Annotated in this window: 14 protein-coding genes; 7 read left to right on the top strand and 7 right to left on the bottom strand. The window is 59.5% G+C overall.

The features are described from left to right. Positions 1–894 carry a LysR family transcriptional regulator gene (locus H7H48_RS07080; RefSeq protein WP_229448286.1) on the bottom strand — a complete coding sequence of 298 codons (894 nt, stop codon included), beginning with the start codon at positions 892–894 and terminating at the stop codon, positions 1–3. 189 nt (positions 895–1083) lie between these two features. Here H7H48_RS07080 and H7H48_RS07075 point away from each other — a divergent pair, with 189 nt between their 5' ends. From H7H48_RS07075 to nadE, 5 genes are read left to right on the top strand one after another with little or no spacing between them, the layout of a single operon-like run. Further along, positions 1084–2193 (top strand): hypothetical protein, encoded by a 1110-nt coding sequence (locus tag H7H48_RS07075; RefSeq protein WP_229448284.1) that lies wholly within the window; start codon positions 1084–1086, stop codon positions 2191–2193. Between the two features lie 55 nt (positions 2194–2248). Next, entirely contained in the window at positions 2249–4195 is a 1947-nt protein-coding gene (gene asnB / locus H7H48_RS07070) for an asparagine synthase (glutamine-hydrolyzing) (RefSeq protein WP_229448280.1), read from the top strand. Between the two features lie 17 nt (positions 4196–4212). Next, positions 4213–4485, top strand: a complete 273-nt coding sequence (locus tag H7H48_RS07065) for an acyl carrier protein (protein WP_229448278.1) — start codon at positions 4213–4215, stop codon at positions 4483–4485. Positions 4486–4501: 16 nt separating this feature from the next. After that, positions 4502–6043, top strand: a complete 1542-nt coding sequence (locus tag H7H48_RS07060) for a class I adenylate-forming enzyme family protein (RefSeq protein ID WP_229448276.1) — start codon at positions 4502–4504, stop codon at positions 6041–6043. Then, positions 6040–7023 carry an NAD(+) synthase gene (nadE, locus tag H7H48_RS07055; RefSeq protein ID WP_229448275.1) on the top strand — a complete coding sequence of 328 codons (984 nt, stop codon included), beginning with the start codon at positions 6040–6042 and terminating at the stop codon, positions 7021–7023. The genes H7H48_RS07060 and nadE overlap by 4 nt, the downstream gene beginning before the upstream one ends. Here nadE and H7H48_RS07050 read toward each other — a convergent pair whose 3' ends face one another. Next, positions 7024–8109, bottom strand: coding sequence for an ornithine cyclodeaminase (locus H7H48_RS07050; RefSeq protein WP_229448273.1), 1086 nt, complete (start codon positions 8107–8109; stop codon positions 7024–7026). A gap of 2 nt (positions 8110–8111) precedes the next feature. Beyond that, positions 8112–9032, bottom strand: coding sequence for an arginase (gene rocF / locus H7H48_RS07045; protein WP_229448272.1), 921 nt, complete (start codon positions 9030–9032; stop codon positions 8112–8114). 129 nt (positions 9033–9161) lie between these two features. Between rocF and H7H48_RS07040 the strand changes: the two genes are divergently transcribed. Both H7H48_RS07040 and H7H48_RS07035 read left to right on the top strand, forming a co-directional pair. Next, a complete protein-coding gene (locus H7H48_RS07040; RefSeq protein WP_229448271.1) occupies positions 9162–9599 on the top strand; it encodes an Lrp/AsnC family transcriptional regulator in 438 nt (145 codons plus the stop codon). A gap of 79 nt (positions 9600–9678) precedes the next feature. Continuing rightward, positions 9679–10749 (top strand): Gfo/Idh/MocA family protein, encoded by a 1071-nt coding sequence (locus tag H7H48_RS07035; protein WP_229448270.1) that lies wholly within the window; start codon positions 9679–9681, stop codon positions 10747–10749. Between the two features lie 4 nt (positions 10750–10753). On the opposite strand, the gene H7H48_RS07030 is transcribed toward H7H48_RS07035, so the two are convergent. The 4 genes from H7H48_RS07030 to H7H48_RS07015 form a co-directional block, all read right to left on the bottom strand. Next, positions 10754–11917, bottom strand: coding sequence for a Gfo/Idh/MocA family protein (locus H7H48_RS07030; RefSeq protein WP_229448269.1), 1164 nt, complete (start codon positions 11915–11917; stop codon positions 10754–10756). A 25-nt stretch (positions 11918–11942) separates the two neighbouring features. Further along, positions 11943–13193: a glycoside hydrolase family 5 protein gene (locus H7H48_RS07025; protein WP_229448267.1), complete on the bottom strand. Its 1251-nt coding sequence runs from the start codon at positions 13191–13193 to the stop codon at positions 11943–11945. 228 nt (positions 13194–13421) lie between these two features. Next, positions 13422–14435: a cell division protein FtsZ gene (gene ftsZ, locus H7H48_RS07020; protein ID WP_229448266.1), complete on the bottom strand. Its 1014-nt coding sequence runs from the start codon at positions 14433–14435 to the stop codon at positions 13422–13424. 174 nt (positions 14436–14609) lie between these two features. Then, positions 14610–15833 (bottom strand): glycosyl transferase, encoded by a 1224-nt coding sequence (locus H7H48_RS07015; RefSeq protein WP_223006286.1) that lies wholly within the window; start codon positions 15831–15833, stop codon positions 14610–14612. Between the last annotated feature and the right edge of the window lie 9 nt (positions 15834–15842).

Here is a 15842-nt window from a genome sequence, read left to right as displayed (position 1 = left end):
TCAGGTCTCCCGATGAAGTTCCTGACAGGCCAGTTTCAGGATCTTGATGAACATTTCCTCAGCATTGGACACAGCACGATTTTCCGACGTCAGGGCGGTAATCGTGAATTTCAGGTCCGGCTTGAGCGGCCGCAGCCGCACACCTCTCGTGAAACGCGCGGAGAACTCGTCCACAATGGCACAGCCGACGCCTTCACTCACACAAGCTGCAGCTACGGAATAGGTATGGACAGATATGCGCGGTTCGTAGGGAACACCTTCCGCATCGAATGCAGACTTTAGAAAGGTGCCGACAGGCGATTCCTTCTCCAGCCCCACAAAGGTCTGCATGTCGATTTCCCCCAATGAGACGGGTGTCGCCGCTGCGGGAACTGCAGGATCGTCAGTCTCAAGATAGGTGAGGCTCATCGTGCCCACCGGGATGGAATTGATGCCTGGCGTCTCCATGATATTGAAAGCCACGGCAAGGTCGAGATCGAGCGCGCGCAGGCGTCTGACCAAGACATCATAATGATGGGTGAAGAGCTCGACCTTGAACCCCTCCCAATGCTTGGGAAGATGCGAAACGACCCTCGGAGCAAGCCCCACGCCCAGACTGGGAAGAAAACCAACGCGCAGAACATCGTCCGGATTGCGGCCCAGGTTGCGCGCGAGCGTGCGAAACCGTTCCAGAGCACCGTGCACATCCACGGCTTCCGAGAAGAGCAGCTCCGCCTCACGGGTCGGCACAAGGCGCTGCTTCACCCGATCGAACAATTTGAAGCCAAGGAGAGATTCTGCGTGTTTTAGTGTGCGGCTCAATGCCGGCTGCGACACGTTGAGGCGCTCTGCTGCCGCATTAATGGAGCCGGCAAGTCGGATGGCGTGAAAAACCTCTATATGACGAAGATTCATTAAGCCCGGTGTTGTTGTTCGTGTTCCCGTTTGCAGTCTTCTGGCTGCCTTGCTTGTGATGATACACGGTCGGTGTTCCGCCTTGCACAAAACTTTTTGAGGCAAAAGACTTCGTAAACAACTTTAGGTCACAGACTGTGTCCCGAGTACACAATGTTCAACCGAGGCGCGAATTGTCGTGTTTTTTCCATGAGTGATATTCGCCCATTGGAACAGGACGACATTCCTGCGGTGTCTGAGATGCTTCAGCGCATATTGCGCAAGAGGCGTGACCCCGCTCCACAGGGCATGCGCGACTATCTTCGAGAACTGTTTCTCGATCCCCCATGCCGGGCCGACGGAATCCATTCATTGGTCCATCTCCGTGAGGATGGAAAGGTCAACGGCTTCATGGGCGTGCTTCCCATGCGGTTCACCTATCGGGGAAAGACACTCAGAAGCGCTATAGGCGGAAGCTTCATGGTCGACCGACACGAAGACGACCCCTATGCCGGCGCACGCCTCCTTCGGGCCTTCCAGTCGGGCCCACAGGACCTTTCTCTCACGGAAACCGCCAATGATGTCTCGACCGCGATGTGGCGCCGGCTGCGCGGAACGATCCTGACCGAATATAGCTTGGAATGGCTGCGCATTCTTCGCCCGGCCGGCTTCATGGCCGCCATAGCGGCGAACGCTTTCGCTCCGGCCGCCCTTACGCGTCCATTGGCCCGCCCTTTTGACGCCCTGTTGCGCCGCAGAGGCTCTCCACCACAATGGACGCATGTGGCCGATGGCGAATTTGCGCAAACTGCTCTGGTAAGCGAAGACACCGACACCGCGGAGACTGTGTCGCTGATCCGGACATTCGCTACCACTTTCGCCCTTCATCCCGAATGGTCGCAAAGCGAGCTGGAACGGATGGTCGTTGAAGCACAACGCAAAGCCAATTACGGCACGATGGTGCGTCGCAAGGTGCTCTCCCGCGGCGGCAAAACCGTCGGGTTCTTTGTGTATTACGGAAACAAAGGCGGCATCGGTCGTGTCATTCAGGTCCTGTCATTGCCGGGACACGAAGGCTCCGTGCTCGACACGCTGCTGGACGACGCCACCAAACGCGGTCTGGTCGCTCTGCGCGGTCGCGGTCAACCTGCACTCGTAAACGCCATGCTCGGCCGCCGCTTTGCGTTTGTTCATGCTTCCTCCAGTATTGTTCATGCAAAGGACAGGACGCTTCTCGAGCCGTTTGTCACTGGACAAGCTTTTCTCAACGGCTTTGCGGGAGAATCCTGGACCCGGCTCCTCGGGGATCGCTTCGACTGAAGCACATCCAGGAATTGGAGACTGGGCAGTTGAGTCCTCGGGGGTAAAGACATCGATGTGCGGAATCGCAGGATATTGCGGCGCGGGCCTTCCTCCTCGGGAAGCCAGGATGCTCCTGACGGCCATGTCTGCTGCCATTGCTCACCGCGGCCCCGATGAAGCTGGCATTCACATTGCTGACCGTGCCGGCATGGCCCATTGCCGTCTCGCGATCATCGGTCTGGCCGATGGTCAGCAGCCCATGGCGAGCGCCGACGGACGACTGCACATCACCTACAATGGCGAAATCTTCAACTACCTCGAACTGCGACAGGATCTGGAAAGTCGCGGGCACCATTTTCGCACCAAAAGCGACACCGAGGTGGTTCTCCACCTTTACAGCGACCTCGGGCCAGCTTGCGTAGAAAAGCTGAACGGCGATTTCGCTTTTGCAATCCACGACACCCAGAACGAGCGGCTTTTTCTAGCACGCGATCGCTTCGGTGTGCGCCCCCTGTTTTACACATGGCATCGCGGGTGCTTCTACTTCGCCTCTGAAATCAAGGCACTCTTGGCCGTGCCCGGTATCGAAGCGCACCTCGACCCTCTGGCACTCGACCAGATTTTTACGCTTTGGGCCCCCATTCCGCCACGCACGGCATTCGAGGGAATTTGCGAACTGCCCCCCGCGCACCGGATGATCGTGGATAACGGTGCAGCGCGGATTCAGCGCTACTGGGACCTGGATTTCTCCGATATCCATCACGATCGTTCCGAAGATCGGATGAGAGAAGAAACACGCGCGCTGTTGGAAGACGCCACACGCATACGTCTGCGCGCCGACGTGCAAGTCGGGACCTATCTTTCAGGGGGACTTGATTCATCCCTCATAGCTGCCCTCGCCAAACGCATGGCACCGGCCGGTCTATCAAGCTTCGCCGTAACGTTTTCCGACCCCGCTTTCGATGAAAGCGGTTTTCAAAACGAGATGGCGGATGTCCTGGGAACCGCTCACCATACGGTGGACTGCAACACTGATGAGATCGCCTCGGTCTTTCCGCAAGTCATCCGGCACGCCGAACTGCCGATCCTGAGAACCGGCCCCGCCCCCCTCTACCGGCTCTCCTCTCTTGTGCGATCAAAGGGGATCAAAGCGGTCCTTTCCGGCGAAGGTGCCGACGAGATCTTTGCCGGATATGACATTTTCAAGGAAGCGCGCATCCGCCGTTTTTGTGCGCGGCAGTCCGGCTCGCAGCTGCGCCCGCATCTGTTTCGCCGCATCTACCCTTATCTCGCCAATCTGAAACGCCAGACGCCGGACTATCTGGCGGCCTATTTCGGCATCACCACGGATTGCCTTGATGATCCGCTCTATTCCCACCGGCCACGCTTGCGGAGCACCGCGGGCACGAAGCTTTTTTTCTCGGAAGCCATAAAGAAAAAGCTGGGCGACTACAGCGCCGCCGATGAGCTTGCATCCACGCTGCCAGAGGCGTTTCGCGAATGGCACCCATTGCACCAGGCACAGTATCTGGAGACCCGTTTTCTTCTGCCTGGCTATATTCTTTCCAGCCAGGGCGATCGCATGGCCATGGCGAATGGCATCGAGACGCGTTTCCCCTTTCTCGACCACCGGCTGGTGGAACACGCTGCACGCGTTCCGGCCGACATCAAGCTCCGGGGACTTCGGGAAAAACATCTTCTCCGGGAGGCCATGCGCGGCACGATACCCGAACGGATCGCCGAGCGGCCGAAGCAGCCCTACCGCGCGCCGGAAGCCAATGCCTTCACGGCGAAGGCACCCGATTACGTCAAAGCCGCATTCGAAAAAACAGCCCTGGAAGAAACCGGCGTCTTCGACGTTGAAAAATCGACCAGATTGTTTAAAAAAAGCCGGCTAAGTAATTTCACCGGTTTTCGTGACAACGCCGCTTTTGTCGGCATCCTCTCAACGCAGCTTTGGTCCCAGCATTTCGCCAGGCAGTTTCGCAGAACGGACGAGACCCTGGCGGTTCCTGTCTGACCGTGAAAGGAAGCACCATGCCACAGCAGATCAACGCCGATATTCGCGCATTCATCGTCGAAAACTTTCTGTTTGGCGATGAGAGCGAGATTCCCGGCGACGATGCGTCTCTCATCGAGAACGATATTGTTGATTCCACCGGCATTCTGGAGATGGTGTCTTTTCTGGAAGAGCATTTCTCGGTTGAGGTGGCGGATCCGGAAATCGTGCCCGAGAACTTTGACACGATTGCCCGCCTGACCGCATTTGTCGCCGGGAAGAGCAAGGCGAAAGCCGCCGCGAGTACCTAGGTCGGGAGGCACTCCAATGCGCGTCGAGGCTTTCCTGCGGGCCCGGGCAGCCATTGCCCCTTCTGCCACGGCTCTTGTAGCAGGGTCTGAGCGGTTAAGTTTCGCCGATCTCGATCATCTGTCCGAGCGCATGGCGGGTGCCTTAAGCCTTCATGCGGTAGAACCAGGCGACCGGATCGTCCTTTTCATGGACAATCTCTCCGAGATGGCCGTCGCCATCTTCGCGGGTTTAAAGGCAGGCGCAGTTGTTGTTCCTGTTAATCCCGGAGTGAGGGCGCAGGGCCTCGCCCACGTTTTAAGTCACTGCCTGCCCAAGGTCCTGGTATGCGAAGCCAGGCACGTCAAGTACTGTGATGAGGCGACTGTGGCAGCGGGCCACAAACCCCTCTCAATCATAGCGCGGTCGGGCGCTTTGGTTCCGCACGACGCCGTTGCGTTCGAGACTTGCCTCGAATTGGAAGCGCCATTACCCGTCGGTCAGGAGAATGACCACGACCTCGCCTTTCTGATCTACACCTCCGGCTCATCCGGCATGCCCAAAGGCGTCATGATGAGCCACCGCAATGTCGACGCGGCATCAGAAATCATCGCCGGCTACCTGGGCAACGGCGATCACGATGTGGTGCTATCGGCGCTGCCACTGTCTTTCACCTACGGGCTCTATCAGCTCCTCGTCGCGATACGCAGTGGCGCGACGCTCGTTCTGGAAAAGAGCTTCGCCTATCCTCATGCAATCCTCGAAAAGGCGTGTGTCGAGGGTGTCACCGGTTTTCCTCTGGTGCCCACCATGGCGGCTATGCTTGCCGTGCTCAAGGGAGTGGGTCCCGAGCGTCTGCCGGCACTGCGCTACATGACCAATGCTGCGGCGCATCTGCCGCCCGCCCATATCGAAGCACTCCGCGCTCTCTTCCCCGCTGCGCGCCTTTACTCCATGTACGGGCTCACGGAATGCGCGAGAGCAACGTTTCTCGACCCGGAGCAGCTCGACCGACGTCCCACATCCGTTGGCAAGGCTCTCCCGCGCACAGAGGCCCTTGTCGTGGATGAAAACGGAAATGAGGCCGCGCCAAACATTCCCGGCGAACTGATCATCCGCGGGCCTCATGTCATGCAAGGCTATTGGAACGATCCAAACGCAACCGCCCGCGCGCTGCGCGCTGGCCCGGACGGCAAAGGCAAGTTTCTTTACACGGGCGATCTGTTCAAAAGCGACCCGGAAGGGTTCCTCTATTTCATCGGCCGCAAAGACGAAGTGGTTAAGATCCGTGGGGAGAAAGTATCGCCGAGGCAGGTGGATGCCGTGCTTTCGGCCTGCCCCGGCGTTCGCGAGGCCATCGCCTTCACCACGCCCGACCCGGTCTCCGGCCACCGGCTGGACGCCCTCGTGGTGCCTGCTTCCCCCGATTTTACCAAGCAGGAGCTTGCCCGCTTCTGCAAGCAGCGATTACCGGACGTGATGGTGCCGAAATCATTCATTTTTCAGGCGGAGTTGCCAAAGACGGCGAATGGAAAGATCAGCCGCCGCCTTGCCGCCATGGAGGCCATGAGAATCACATGAACATCTGCTTCTCCACAGACACTCTGAAAATCGACGTCGTTGCCGAAACCGACCGCATCATCACGGCTTTGCGTACACAGCTCCGAACGAACCTGCGCAAACGCGGTTTAGTGCTCGGCCTGTCGGGCGGCATCGATTCCAGCGTCTGCGCAGCCCTTGCCGCCCGGGCGTTGGGGCCGGAACGCGTCTTTTGCCTGTTCATGCCGGAATATGACTCGGATCCGGAAAGCCTCCGGTTGGGACAGGAAGTGGCCAGCACTTTCAGGCTGCAAAGCGCCGTTGAAGATATCGGCCCAACGCTGGAAGCCATGGGCTGCTATGAACGGCGCAACGCCTTCATCCGCCAAGTGGTGCCGGAGTTCGGGCCGGGCTGGTCGATGAAGATCGCCATTGCCAATGCGCTCACCACCAAGGCCTACAATATTTCATATCTTGTTGTGCGGAGGCCCGACGGCACGGTCGAAAAACACCGGCTTCCACCCGAAGTATATCTCGGCATTGTCGCTGCCACCAACATGAAGCAGCGAACCCGCAAGCAGCTGGAATACTATCATGCCGACCGGCTGAACTATGCGGTAATCGGCACCCCGAACCGGCTGGAATACGACCAGGGTTTCTTCGTGAAAAATGGCGATGGCGCCGCCGATGTGAAGCCCATCGCCCATCTTTACAAGTCACAGGTCTACCAGCTCGCAAAACATCTGGGCGTGCCTGCCGAGATCCGCCGGCGCATGCCGACAACCGACACTTATTCACTCGCCCAATCCCAGGAAGAGTTCTATTTCGCCCTGCCCTATCGCGAGATGGACCTGTGCCTTTATGGCCTCGACCACGACGTTCCGGCCAAGAAGGTCGCCTGCGCCACGGGTCTCAGCGAACGGCAGGTGGGCCTTGTGTGGCGCGACATCGCCTCAAAACGCAAGGTGGCGCACTATCTGCACCTGCCCCCGCAGACGGTGGAAGATGTGGCGACACCCTGATCAGCCAGCCTTCTTCGCCGCCAGAAGCGACGAACCGGGGAAGCGCAGAAGCATGCCGAAAAGATCGCGCGGCTCATCGGGATCGGCCAGAAGGTCGAGCTCGATGAAGTGATTGGTCTCGCGCACGCGGTCATAGACATAGCGCAGTGCGGAAAAATCCTCGGTCGCGAAACCGACGGAATCAAAGAGCGTGATCTGGCGCGGCTCGCGACGCCCTTTCACCTTACCGGCGATCACCCGCCACAGTTCTTCCACCGGGTGATCCTCCGCAAGCTGCTGGATTTCACCCTCGATGCGGGTCTGCGGCGGATACTCCACGAAGATGTCGGAACGGGTGAGAATGTCGCGATGCAGCTCGGTCTTGCCGGGGCAGTCGCCGCCCACGGCGTTGATGTGCACGCCGGCGCCAACCATGTTGTCGGTCAGAATGGTGGCATACTGCTTGTCGGCCGTGGCCGTGGTGATGATGTCAGCCCCTTCGACCGCCTCTTCGGGTGTGCTGCACGGGACCATTTCGAAACCCAACCCTTGCAGATTGCGCAGACATTTTTCTGTTGCATCACCATCGATGTCGTAGAGCCGAAGGCGGTCGACACCGAGGGCGGCCCTGAAGGCCATCGCCTGGAACTCGGACTGCGCGCCATTGCCGATCAGCGCCATGGTACGCGACCCTTCCGGCGCCAGATATTTCGCCGCCAGCGCGGAGGTGGCCGCGGTGCGTAACGCGGTCAGGATGGTCATCTCGGTAATCAACAACGGATAGCCATTGCCCACATCGGCATAAACGCCGAACGCCGTCACCGTCTGCCGGCCCTCACGCGTGTTCTTGGGATGACCGTTCACATATTTGAAGCCATAATGTTTGCCGTCGCTCGTCGGCATCAGCTCGATAACCCCCTCACGGCTGTGGGAGGCCACACGCGGTGTCTTGTCGAAATCCTCCCAACGCCGGAAATCCTCTTCGATGTAATCGGTCAATTCGGCCAGGAAGCGCTCGACCCCGATCTCCAGAACCAGTTCCATCATGTGGTGCACACTGACGAAAGGAACGAGGTTCAAACTGTCGCTTGCGGGTGTGTATTTCATTTTCAATGGCTCCTTGTGGGCCGGTCCATGATGCGCCGGCCAAGCAGACTGGCCGTGAGGTCGACGAGCAGGGTGGCCGTGCGGCCGCGCTCATCGAGAAAGGGATTGAGCTCCACGAGATCGAGGCTGGTGACAAGGCCGCTGTCATGCAGCATCTCCATCGCCAGATGCGCCTCTCGAAACGTGGCGCCGCCAGGCACGGTGGTGCCCACGGCCGGCGCGATGGCCGGATCGAGAAAATCGACATCGAGGCTGACGTGAAGCCACCCGCCATCGGCCGCCACCCGCTCCAGGAAGCTGCGCAGCAGCGGCGCAAGGCCATGTTCGTCGATCGCCCGCATGTCATGGACAGTCACGCCAGCCTGATGGAGGGCCGCACGCTCGGCAGGGTCCACGCTGCGCAGTCCCATCGCGCAGATGCGGCTCGGGTCAATCGCCGTGTGAAGCCGCGGAAAATAGCCTTCAAAGCCCTGCTGCCCGCTCGCATAGGCCAGCGGAACACCGTGCAGATTGCCGCTTGTGGTGGTTTCAAGTGTGTGGAAATCGGGATGCGCGTCGAGCCACAGCACGAAAAGTGGCCTGCCGGACTCTTCCGCGCGGCGCGCGACACCGGAGAGCGTCCCTGCCGCCATGCTGTGATCGCCGCCGAGAAAGATCGGCATGCCATCGGCAGATGCTTCATAGGCTGCTTCGCTGATCGCAGCCGTCCACGCGACGATCTCCGGCAGAGCCTTGAGGGCCGGGTTGCCGTGTGCGCGTATTTCTTGTGGCTTTGGGACCACCGTTCCCAGATCGGTGACCTGATGGCCAAGCTCGCGAAGGGCAGCAGCCATTCCTGCCGTGCGCAATGCGCTCGGGCCCATCTCGCAGCCCATGCGCCCCGCGCCGTCCTGGACCGGTACCCCCAATATCTTGCAATGCATACCAATACCGCCCTGTCGGAAATCAGCACTATAGGAGCTCGGATTGCCGGCAGAACGAACAAGCCAATTTGTCAAAAAATGCATATTGGCTTATCATTTTGATCAATCTGGAGAACGTTTTGAGACATCATGGACGAGCTGGACGAACGTTTGATCATCTTGCTGCGTCATGATGCGCGACGCAGCATTTCCGATCTGGCCATGGATCTGGGCACTTCACGTGCCACGGTGCGTGCGCGCATGCAGCGGTTGGAAAAGGCGGGGCACATTGTCGGCTACACGGTCATCCTGCGTGCCGACACGGTAGAGGCCCCGGTGCGCGGCATCACCATGGTGGAAATTGAAGGGCGATCCACTGACCGGGTAATCCATGCGCTGGAAGGATTTCCGGAGGTCTCGGCGATCCACACCACCAATGGCCGCTGGGATATCGTCCTGGAACTTGGGGCATCCACTCTCACCGATCTCGATGCGGTGCTACGGCGGATCCGGCTCATCCCCGGCATCGTGAACAGCGAAACAAGCCTGTTGCTCGCAACGCCCCACAGCACGCGCGCCCGGCTGTGAGCTCGGCTTATAGGGGCGTTAACCTGATGCTTCTAACCTGAAATCCCCTGCTCCACCCGTAAACTGCGAGCCTGTGACAATGTCCGAAAAATCCGTGGAGCCCGTTCGCTGGGGTATTGTCGGCACGGGAACGATGGCCCAGCAATTTGCCAGCGATCTCGGCCTTTGCCGCGGTGCCGTGCTTTCAGCGGTTTCTTCACGACATGCAGACAAGGCCGGCGCTTTTGCGGCTCGCCACGGAAGCCAGGTTTCCGCCTACGACACCTATGCGGACCTTCTGGCGGACGACAAGGTGGAAGCCGTCTATGTGGCGACACCCAACGACACGCATTTCGCGGCGGCAAGCGCAGCGATCGAGAGTGACAAAGGGGTTCTGGTGGAAAAACCGCTTGTTGCGACGAGCGCGGAGGCCACGCGTCTGGCTGCGCTTGCTGCGGAGCGAGGCGTTTTCCTGATGGAGGCCATGTGGACACGCTTTCTGCCTGCCATCACGAAAGCAAAAACGCTGATCGAGAATGGCGCCATCGGCGAGGTTTCAAGCCTGCGAGGCATGCTGGCCTTTCACCATCCCTATGACCCTGAAAGCCGCTTTTATTCGAAAGAGCGGGGCGGTGGAGCAATGCTCGATCTGGGCGTTTACGGCGTGTCGCTTGCCCGCTTTCTGATGGGAGACCCTGTCGAAATCAGCGGGGAATGGCAGGCGGCCCCGACCGGTGTGGATCGCGCGGCATCTCTCACACTGCGTTTCAAAAATGACGTCGTCGGCACTCTCTCCTGCGCGTTCGATCATGAGGGCGACAACTGCTTCATCGTCGAGGGAAGCAGGGGAGTGCTGGTGCTGCCTGCACCCTTCATCGCTGCGCGGGACGTTTTGCAATGCTCAGCCGGGTTTGCGGCGCGCCTCGCCACGATCCCGGGACGTTCTGCCTCGGCTCGTGCGATCCGCAAACTCGTATCGAGGCTGCCTCTGCCCGGCATTCGCAAACACAGTTTTCCCTATAGTGGTCATGGTCTTCAATTCGAGATCGAAGCGGCATCCAGTGCCATCCGTGCGCGCAAGACATACCACCCCGTCATGCACCCGCTCGACAGCGCCCGCACGCTGGAGATCATCGAAACCGTTTTAAGGGAAGAAAACCGGCGGCCCTGATCTCTCAGGATCCGCTCCAGCGCGGGCTGAAATCGAAACCGGTCTTCGGCGTGTAGTCATTTTCCCCGGCATTGAGCGCAAGGACAAGCTCCGTGAGGTGCAATGCCACTTTCCCGGAGAAAAACGGGGTTCGTCCCTCTTCCAGCGCGGCAGCCTGTTCAGCGATGCCGCCCATGAAGTCTATCTGCGAAGGGTACGATGGCAGCGTCCGCTTTTTTCCTGCCGGTTGGCTGGATACACGCCGTCCCGGAAGCACCCGAACCGGGAGGGTGCGCCCGAACCTGTGCTCGATGAAGTTGAGAGCGCGTTCAAGAAACGATCTCTCATTTCCCGGCGAAGACAAATGAATGGGGGAATTGTCGTCCCACAGGTCACGCAGGATCAGGCTGCCACTGTCTCCGAGCACGGTCAGCGAACGATCCCGAGGTGCCGCGAGCCCGCAGGTCAACCGTGCCCTCACCCCACTCTGGAAAGTGATGAGCCCAACGGAGAAGTCCGGTGCAAGCGTTTCGCTATCGGCAACGCCCTTGTCAGGAAAACAAAGCGCGGAAGAGGCCGACAGATGCGTGGCCGGACCGAAGAGAGCGGCCAGCCAGCTCAGGGCATAGCCTGCATGTTCCAGTGTACAACCGATCTTGAATTCTTCCGCACCGGGCCAATGCGCGCCGGAACGGCTGCGCCAGTTTTGCCAGTCCGCCCGAAAAACGGGACCATCCTCCATCTCGGCATAGACAAGGCGTGGCTGGCCGATCCGGCCTTCCGACAACAGCTCCGCAAAGGCACCATGCGCCTTGCTCAAGGCGTTGGCCGGCGCACAGCAAAGGGTGAGCTTTCGGCTCTCGGCCAGTCCTGCCAGCGCTTCTGCCTCGTCAAAATGCATGGCCAGCGGCTTCTCGCAATAGACGTGCTTGCCGGCTTCAAGACACGCCCTGTTGACCGCATAATGGCTCTCAGGGTTGGTCAGATTGACAACGATCCTCACATCCGGGTCGTCCAGAAGGGCCTCAATGTTGTTATAGGCGCGCACTTTATGGAAAGCGCAGAATTGGGCGAGGCGCTCATCGTCACGGTCCCACACACCCGCCAATTGCAGGCCCGGGTGATTTTCCAGAGTGGTCATGTAGTAGTCGGCGACGAAGCCTGTACCCACAAAAGCGATTTTCGTCATTGGAAGCCTCACTCAGATCCTGAGCTCATTTCTCGAGTGAGCGGATCATGCGCAGCACATCGTCCTCAGCGGGGTTTCCGCCAAATTCCTCGACTATGCCGAAAGCTCCTCCATAACCCCAGATAGACCAGGCAAAGCCATGCTCCTCGGCCTTGTCTATCATGTCGCGGATGTAGGCCGCTCGCCACGCGCCGGGAATCACATCAGGATTCTGGTATTCCTGCCGGATCATACCGAACTCACCAAGCAGAATGTTCTCCGGATTGACCCCATAGCGCGCCGCCCAGTCCGCCACGGTCTTGAACGGTGCATCCATCTGCGCATCCAGTTCCTCGGGCGTATCGACGCCTGCAATCTGTTCATCGAGATAGTCCAACATTCCGGAGCGGCGCATCATGGGCGCGTTGTTGCGGATGCGTTCCCGCGCTTTCTTCACCGCCTGCTCCAGTTCGGCCCTGTGTTCATGGGGCGGATAGGGAATGCCGGTGACATAGCGAATGAAATCACCCGCCCAAAGCGCGCCCTGCGTGGTCAGGATAAAGGGGTCATAGGAGTGAAACGCCCAGAGAATATTGTTGTCGGGAATGGTGTTCGGGTTGAGTGCCGAAAGTCCTTCGGCCGAACCCCAACACGCACCTGATAAAACAAGTGTGGTGCGCGGCGCAGAAGAACGCGCGGCTGCAAAAAGCCGTCCAAGTTGCTCGTCCCAGGCGGCACCCTCTGCCCCCTCGCAGCCGGTCACCGGCTCGTTCATCAATTCGAATGCGACCTGCTCTGGATCTTCGCCGGCAAGCGTACGGCCCATATCGCGCACCAGTTCCAGATAACGCTCGAACAGCGCATCATCGCGCAGCAGCTCTTCAACACCGGCGAACCGGTCGGCACCGCGCGGAATCGGATGAAGATCGACAATCACCTTCAGCCCGGCCGCATTGATGGATCTGACAGCTTCCAGCACCGAAATCAAAAGCCGCTCACGCAGATGCCTTGCCTTCGGAGAGAGAAATGGAATGGGGTCGACCGGCATGCGCAGAAAATCGAACCCCGTCTCCTTGAGGCGCGTGAGGTCGCTCGTATTCAGTTTCCGCCGCCATTCGGGATATGGCAGGAGTACGCCATCCCGCGACCACTCTGCCTCGTTCGGCCAGGTATCCCATAGGTCAAGATTGAGCCCACGCTCAGGTGCGAATGTCGCTGCCTCGAGCGGTCCGCAGGCCAGCACCAGAAGACCGACCGCTGCCAGCCCGCGCTTCAACCATGCTGTTCTGCTCGCCATCCAGCGGCCCCCGTTTCCTGATCCGAGCGGCAAACACCGCACCTTCCGGATACCAGCCGCGGATTAACGAAACATGGTGATGGACGTTGGCAACCCGTGTTTCAGGGCACCTTTATAAATTTGGGAAATTCCGGTTTGAAATTCTGAAATTCGCTCTGGAATGACGGAAAACCGGTCAAATTCCGAAATTCGGGCGGCACGTAGCCGCCCGGAAAATCGTCGCGTCATCTAGGCGCGCAGTGCCTCGGCGTGACCGCTCTCTCCAGCCTGCGCATCCGTCTCGCTTGCCAGCCCAGCCGCGACGACAGAGACCCGGAAGACACCCTCCAGCTTGTCGTCGAAAATAGCGCCGACGATGATCTCGGCATCGTCGCCGACTTCCTCGCGGATGCGGGTGGCAGCTTCATCCACCTCGAACAGCGTCATGTCGCGGCCACCGGAAATGGAGACCAGCACGCCGCGTGCGCCCTTCATGTTGGCTTCGTCCAGAAGCGGGTTGGCGATAGCGGCTTCGGCCGCCTTCATCGCGCGGGCATCGCCCGTCGCCTCGCCCGTGCCCATCATGGCGCGGCCCATGTCGCGCATGACCGAACGCACATCGGCGAAGTCGAGATTGATCAGGCCTTCCTTGACGATCAGATCGGTGATGCAGCGAACGCCCGAGTAAAGAACCTTGTCGGCCAGTTCGAACGCTTCGGCAAAGGTGGTCTTCGCGTCGGCGATGCGGAAAAGATTCTGGTTTGGAATAACAATAACCGTATCGGCCGCCTGCCGCAGAAGCTCAATGCCACGCTCGGCAATGGCCATGCGGCGGTTGCCCTCGAAGGTGAAGGGCTTGGTGACGACCGCAACCGTCAGGATCCCGGCATTGCGCGCAGCAGCGGCAATGATGGGAGCAGCACCCGTGCCCGTGCCTCCACCCATACCGGCCGTAACGAAGCACATATGCGTGCCCGAAAGGTGATCCATGATCTCGTCGATGGTCTCTTCCGCGGCGGCCTGGCCGATCTCCGGCAGCGAACCGGCACCGAGCCCCTCGGTCGAGTTCGCGCCAAGCTGAATGAGGCGCTCGGCCTTCGACATGGTGAGTGCCTGCGCATCGGTATTGGCGGCGATGAAGTCCACGCCCTGCAAGTTTTGCGCGATCATGTTGTTGACGGCGTTGCCGCCACCGCCACCGACACCAACGATGGTGATCTTGGGGCGCATTTCAGAGATTTCGGGCTTCTTTTCGTCCGTCATTGGGCCTTGGTCCTTCCTGGGGGCAGGCGGCGAAAACGAATCGCTCCGCCCGCGCGTCCGCATCAGGGAATCAGAGTGCGCACGCTTGTTCAAGTGCGCGCTACGCCACGAATGCCGCCACAATACGGCTCGACTACAAATCTGATGACGCTTTGTAATCCCCGGCAAGCGAAGTCATGACGGGCTACCCGCATTGTCGGCAATGACGCTTTCGCGCAGGAGCCTCAAAACATCCGGATCAGCCGACTGCACACGGCTCCAATTGGCGATGAAAGGGGTTTCCATCGGGTGCTCCAGAAAGGTGTGCCCCGCCTCCACGATATTCGCGGCAAAGAGTTCCACAGCCTTCTCTTCCTTGTGGCGATCCACATGCAGGCCGTTCATGATGGCGTCGTTGTAATAACGCTCGATAAGATCGAGAGCGAGCCGGTAATATGTGGCCTTGAGCGTGCGGAAATGCTCCTGACTGAACACCATGCCGTCGGTCGCGAGTTTGCGGAAAATCGCCTTGGAAATGTCAATCGACATGCGCGAAAGCCCGCGTGCGGCATCTTCTGCCGACAGCGGCTGGTGCTTGTGGTCGTAGCGGTCGCAGATATCCACCTGGCAGACCGAGTGACGACCGAGATTGCGCCAGACTTCTGAAAGAACGCCGATCTCCAGCCCCCAGTCGGAGGGAATGCGGATGTCCGGGAGGATGGACGTGCGCATGGCGAACTCGCCCGCCAGCGGATAGCGGAAAGCCTGCAGATATTCGACATAATCGCTGTGGCCGAAGGTGCGCTGCAACGCCTGCAAAAGCGGCGCTATCAACAGCCGGCTAACCCGACCATTCAGTTTCCCATCGGCGATACGGGGATAATATCCCTTGCAGAACTGATAGGGAAAGGAGGGATTTGCCAGCGGGTAGACAAGCCGCATGAGCATTTCGCGCGAATAGGTGGTGATGTCGCAATCATGCAGGGCGACCACGTCGCTATCCTGGCAGGCAATCGTGTAGCCCATGCAATACCAGACATTGCGCCCCTTGCCGGGCTCTTCCGGCGCGAGCCCAAGAGAGGCGAGGCGCTCCTGAACAGCTTTGAGGCGCGGGCCGTCGTTCCACAGGATCGAGTGCTTTTGCGGCAAACGGGAGAAATAATCCCGGGCGAAGCGAAATTGCTCTTCGTCTGCCCGGTCCAGACCTATGACGATGTGATTGATGTAATCCACCTGGCAAAGCTCATCGACGATCTTGCCAAGCGCCGGGGCTTCAAGCTCTGAAAACAGCGACGGTAGGATGAGCGTGATCTTGCGGCGGCCGGCGAAGAGGTTGAGCTGTCGCTCCATCTCTTCGGGTGCAATGGTGCCGAGATTGTGCAGCGTGGCGACGCTGCCGCTCTGCTGGAAATCCGACATGATGTTCCT

Source organism: Nitratireductor sp. B36 (assembly GCF_020833685.1).
Classification (GTDB): Bacteria; Pseudomonadota; Alphaproteobacteria; order Rhizobiales; family Rhizobiaceae; genus Nitratireductor.
Note: the sequence above shows the minus strand (reverse complement) of the source record. Positions and strands in the feature narration are given on the sequence as shown.

Bases quoted from the DNA above. Each gene is read 5' to 3' on its own strand.
- H7H48_RS07035 (WP_229448270.1), top strand. From the start codon at position 9,679: ATGTCCGAAAAATCCGTGGAGCCCGTTCGCTGGGGTATTGTCGGCACG.
- H7H48_RS07075 (WP_229448284.1), top strand. From the start codon at position 1,084: ATGAGTGATATTCGCCCATTGGAACAGGACGACATTCCTGCGGTGTCT.
- H7H48_RS07080 (WP_229448286.1), bottom strand. From the start codon at position 894: ATGAATCTTCGTCATATAGAGGTTTTTCACGCCATCCGACTTGCCGGC.
- H7H48_RS07030 (WP_229448269.1), bottom strand. From the start codon at position 11,917: ATGACGAAAATCGCTTTTGTGGGTACAGGCTTCGTCGCCGACTACTAC.
- H7H48_RS07015 (WP_223006286.1), bottom strand. From the start codon at position 15,833: ATGTCGGATTTCCAGCAGAGCGGCAGCGTCGCCACGCTGCACAATCTC.
- H7H48_RS07040 (WP_229448271.1), top strand. From the start codon at position 9,162: ATGGACGAGCTGGACGAACGTTTGATCATCTTGCTGCGTCATGATGCG.
- ftsZ (WP_229448266.1), bottom strand. From the start codon at position 14,435: ATGACGGACGAAAAGAAGCCCGAAATCTCTGAAATGCGCCCCAAGATC.
- nadE (WP_229448275.1), top strand. From the start codon at position 6,040: ATGAACATCTGCTTCTCCACAGACACTCTGAAAATCGACGTCGTTGCC.
- H7H48_RS07065 (WP_229448278.1), top strand. From the start codon at position 4,213: ATGCCACAGCAGATCAACGCCGATATTCGCGCATTCATCGTCGAAAAC.
- H7H48_RS07050 (WP_229448273.1), bottom strand. From the start codon at position 8,109: ATGAAATACACACCCGCAAGCGACAGTTTGAACCTCGTTCCTTTCGTC.
- rocF (WP_229448272.1), bottom strand. From the start codon at position 9,032: ATGCATTGCAAGATATTGGGGGTACCGGTCCAGGACGGCGCGGGGCGC.
- H7H48_RS07025 (WP_229448267.1), bottom strand. From the start codon at position 13,193: ATGGCGAGCAGAACAGCATGGTTGAAGCGCGGGCTGGCAGCGGTCGGT.
- H7H48_RS07060 (WP_229448276.1), top strand. From the start codon at position 4,502: ATGCGCGTCGAGGCTTTCCTGCGGGCCCGGGCAGCCATTGCCCCTTCT.
- asnB (WP_229448280.1), top strand. From the start codon at position 2,249: ATGTGCGGAATCGCAGGATATTGCGGCGCGGGCCTTCCTCCTCGGGAA.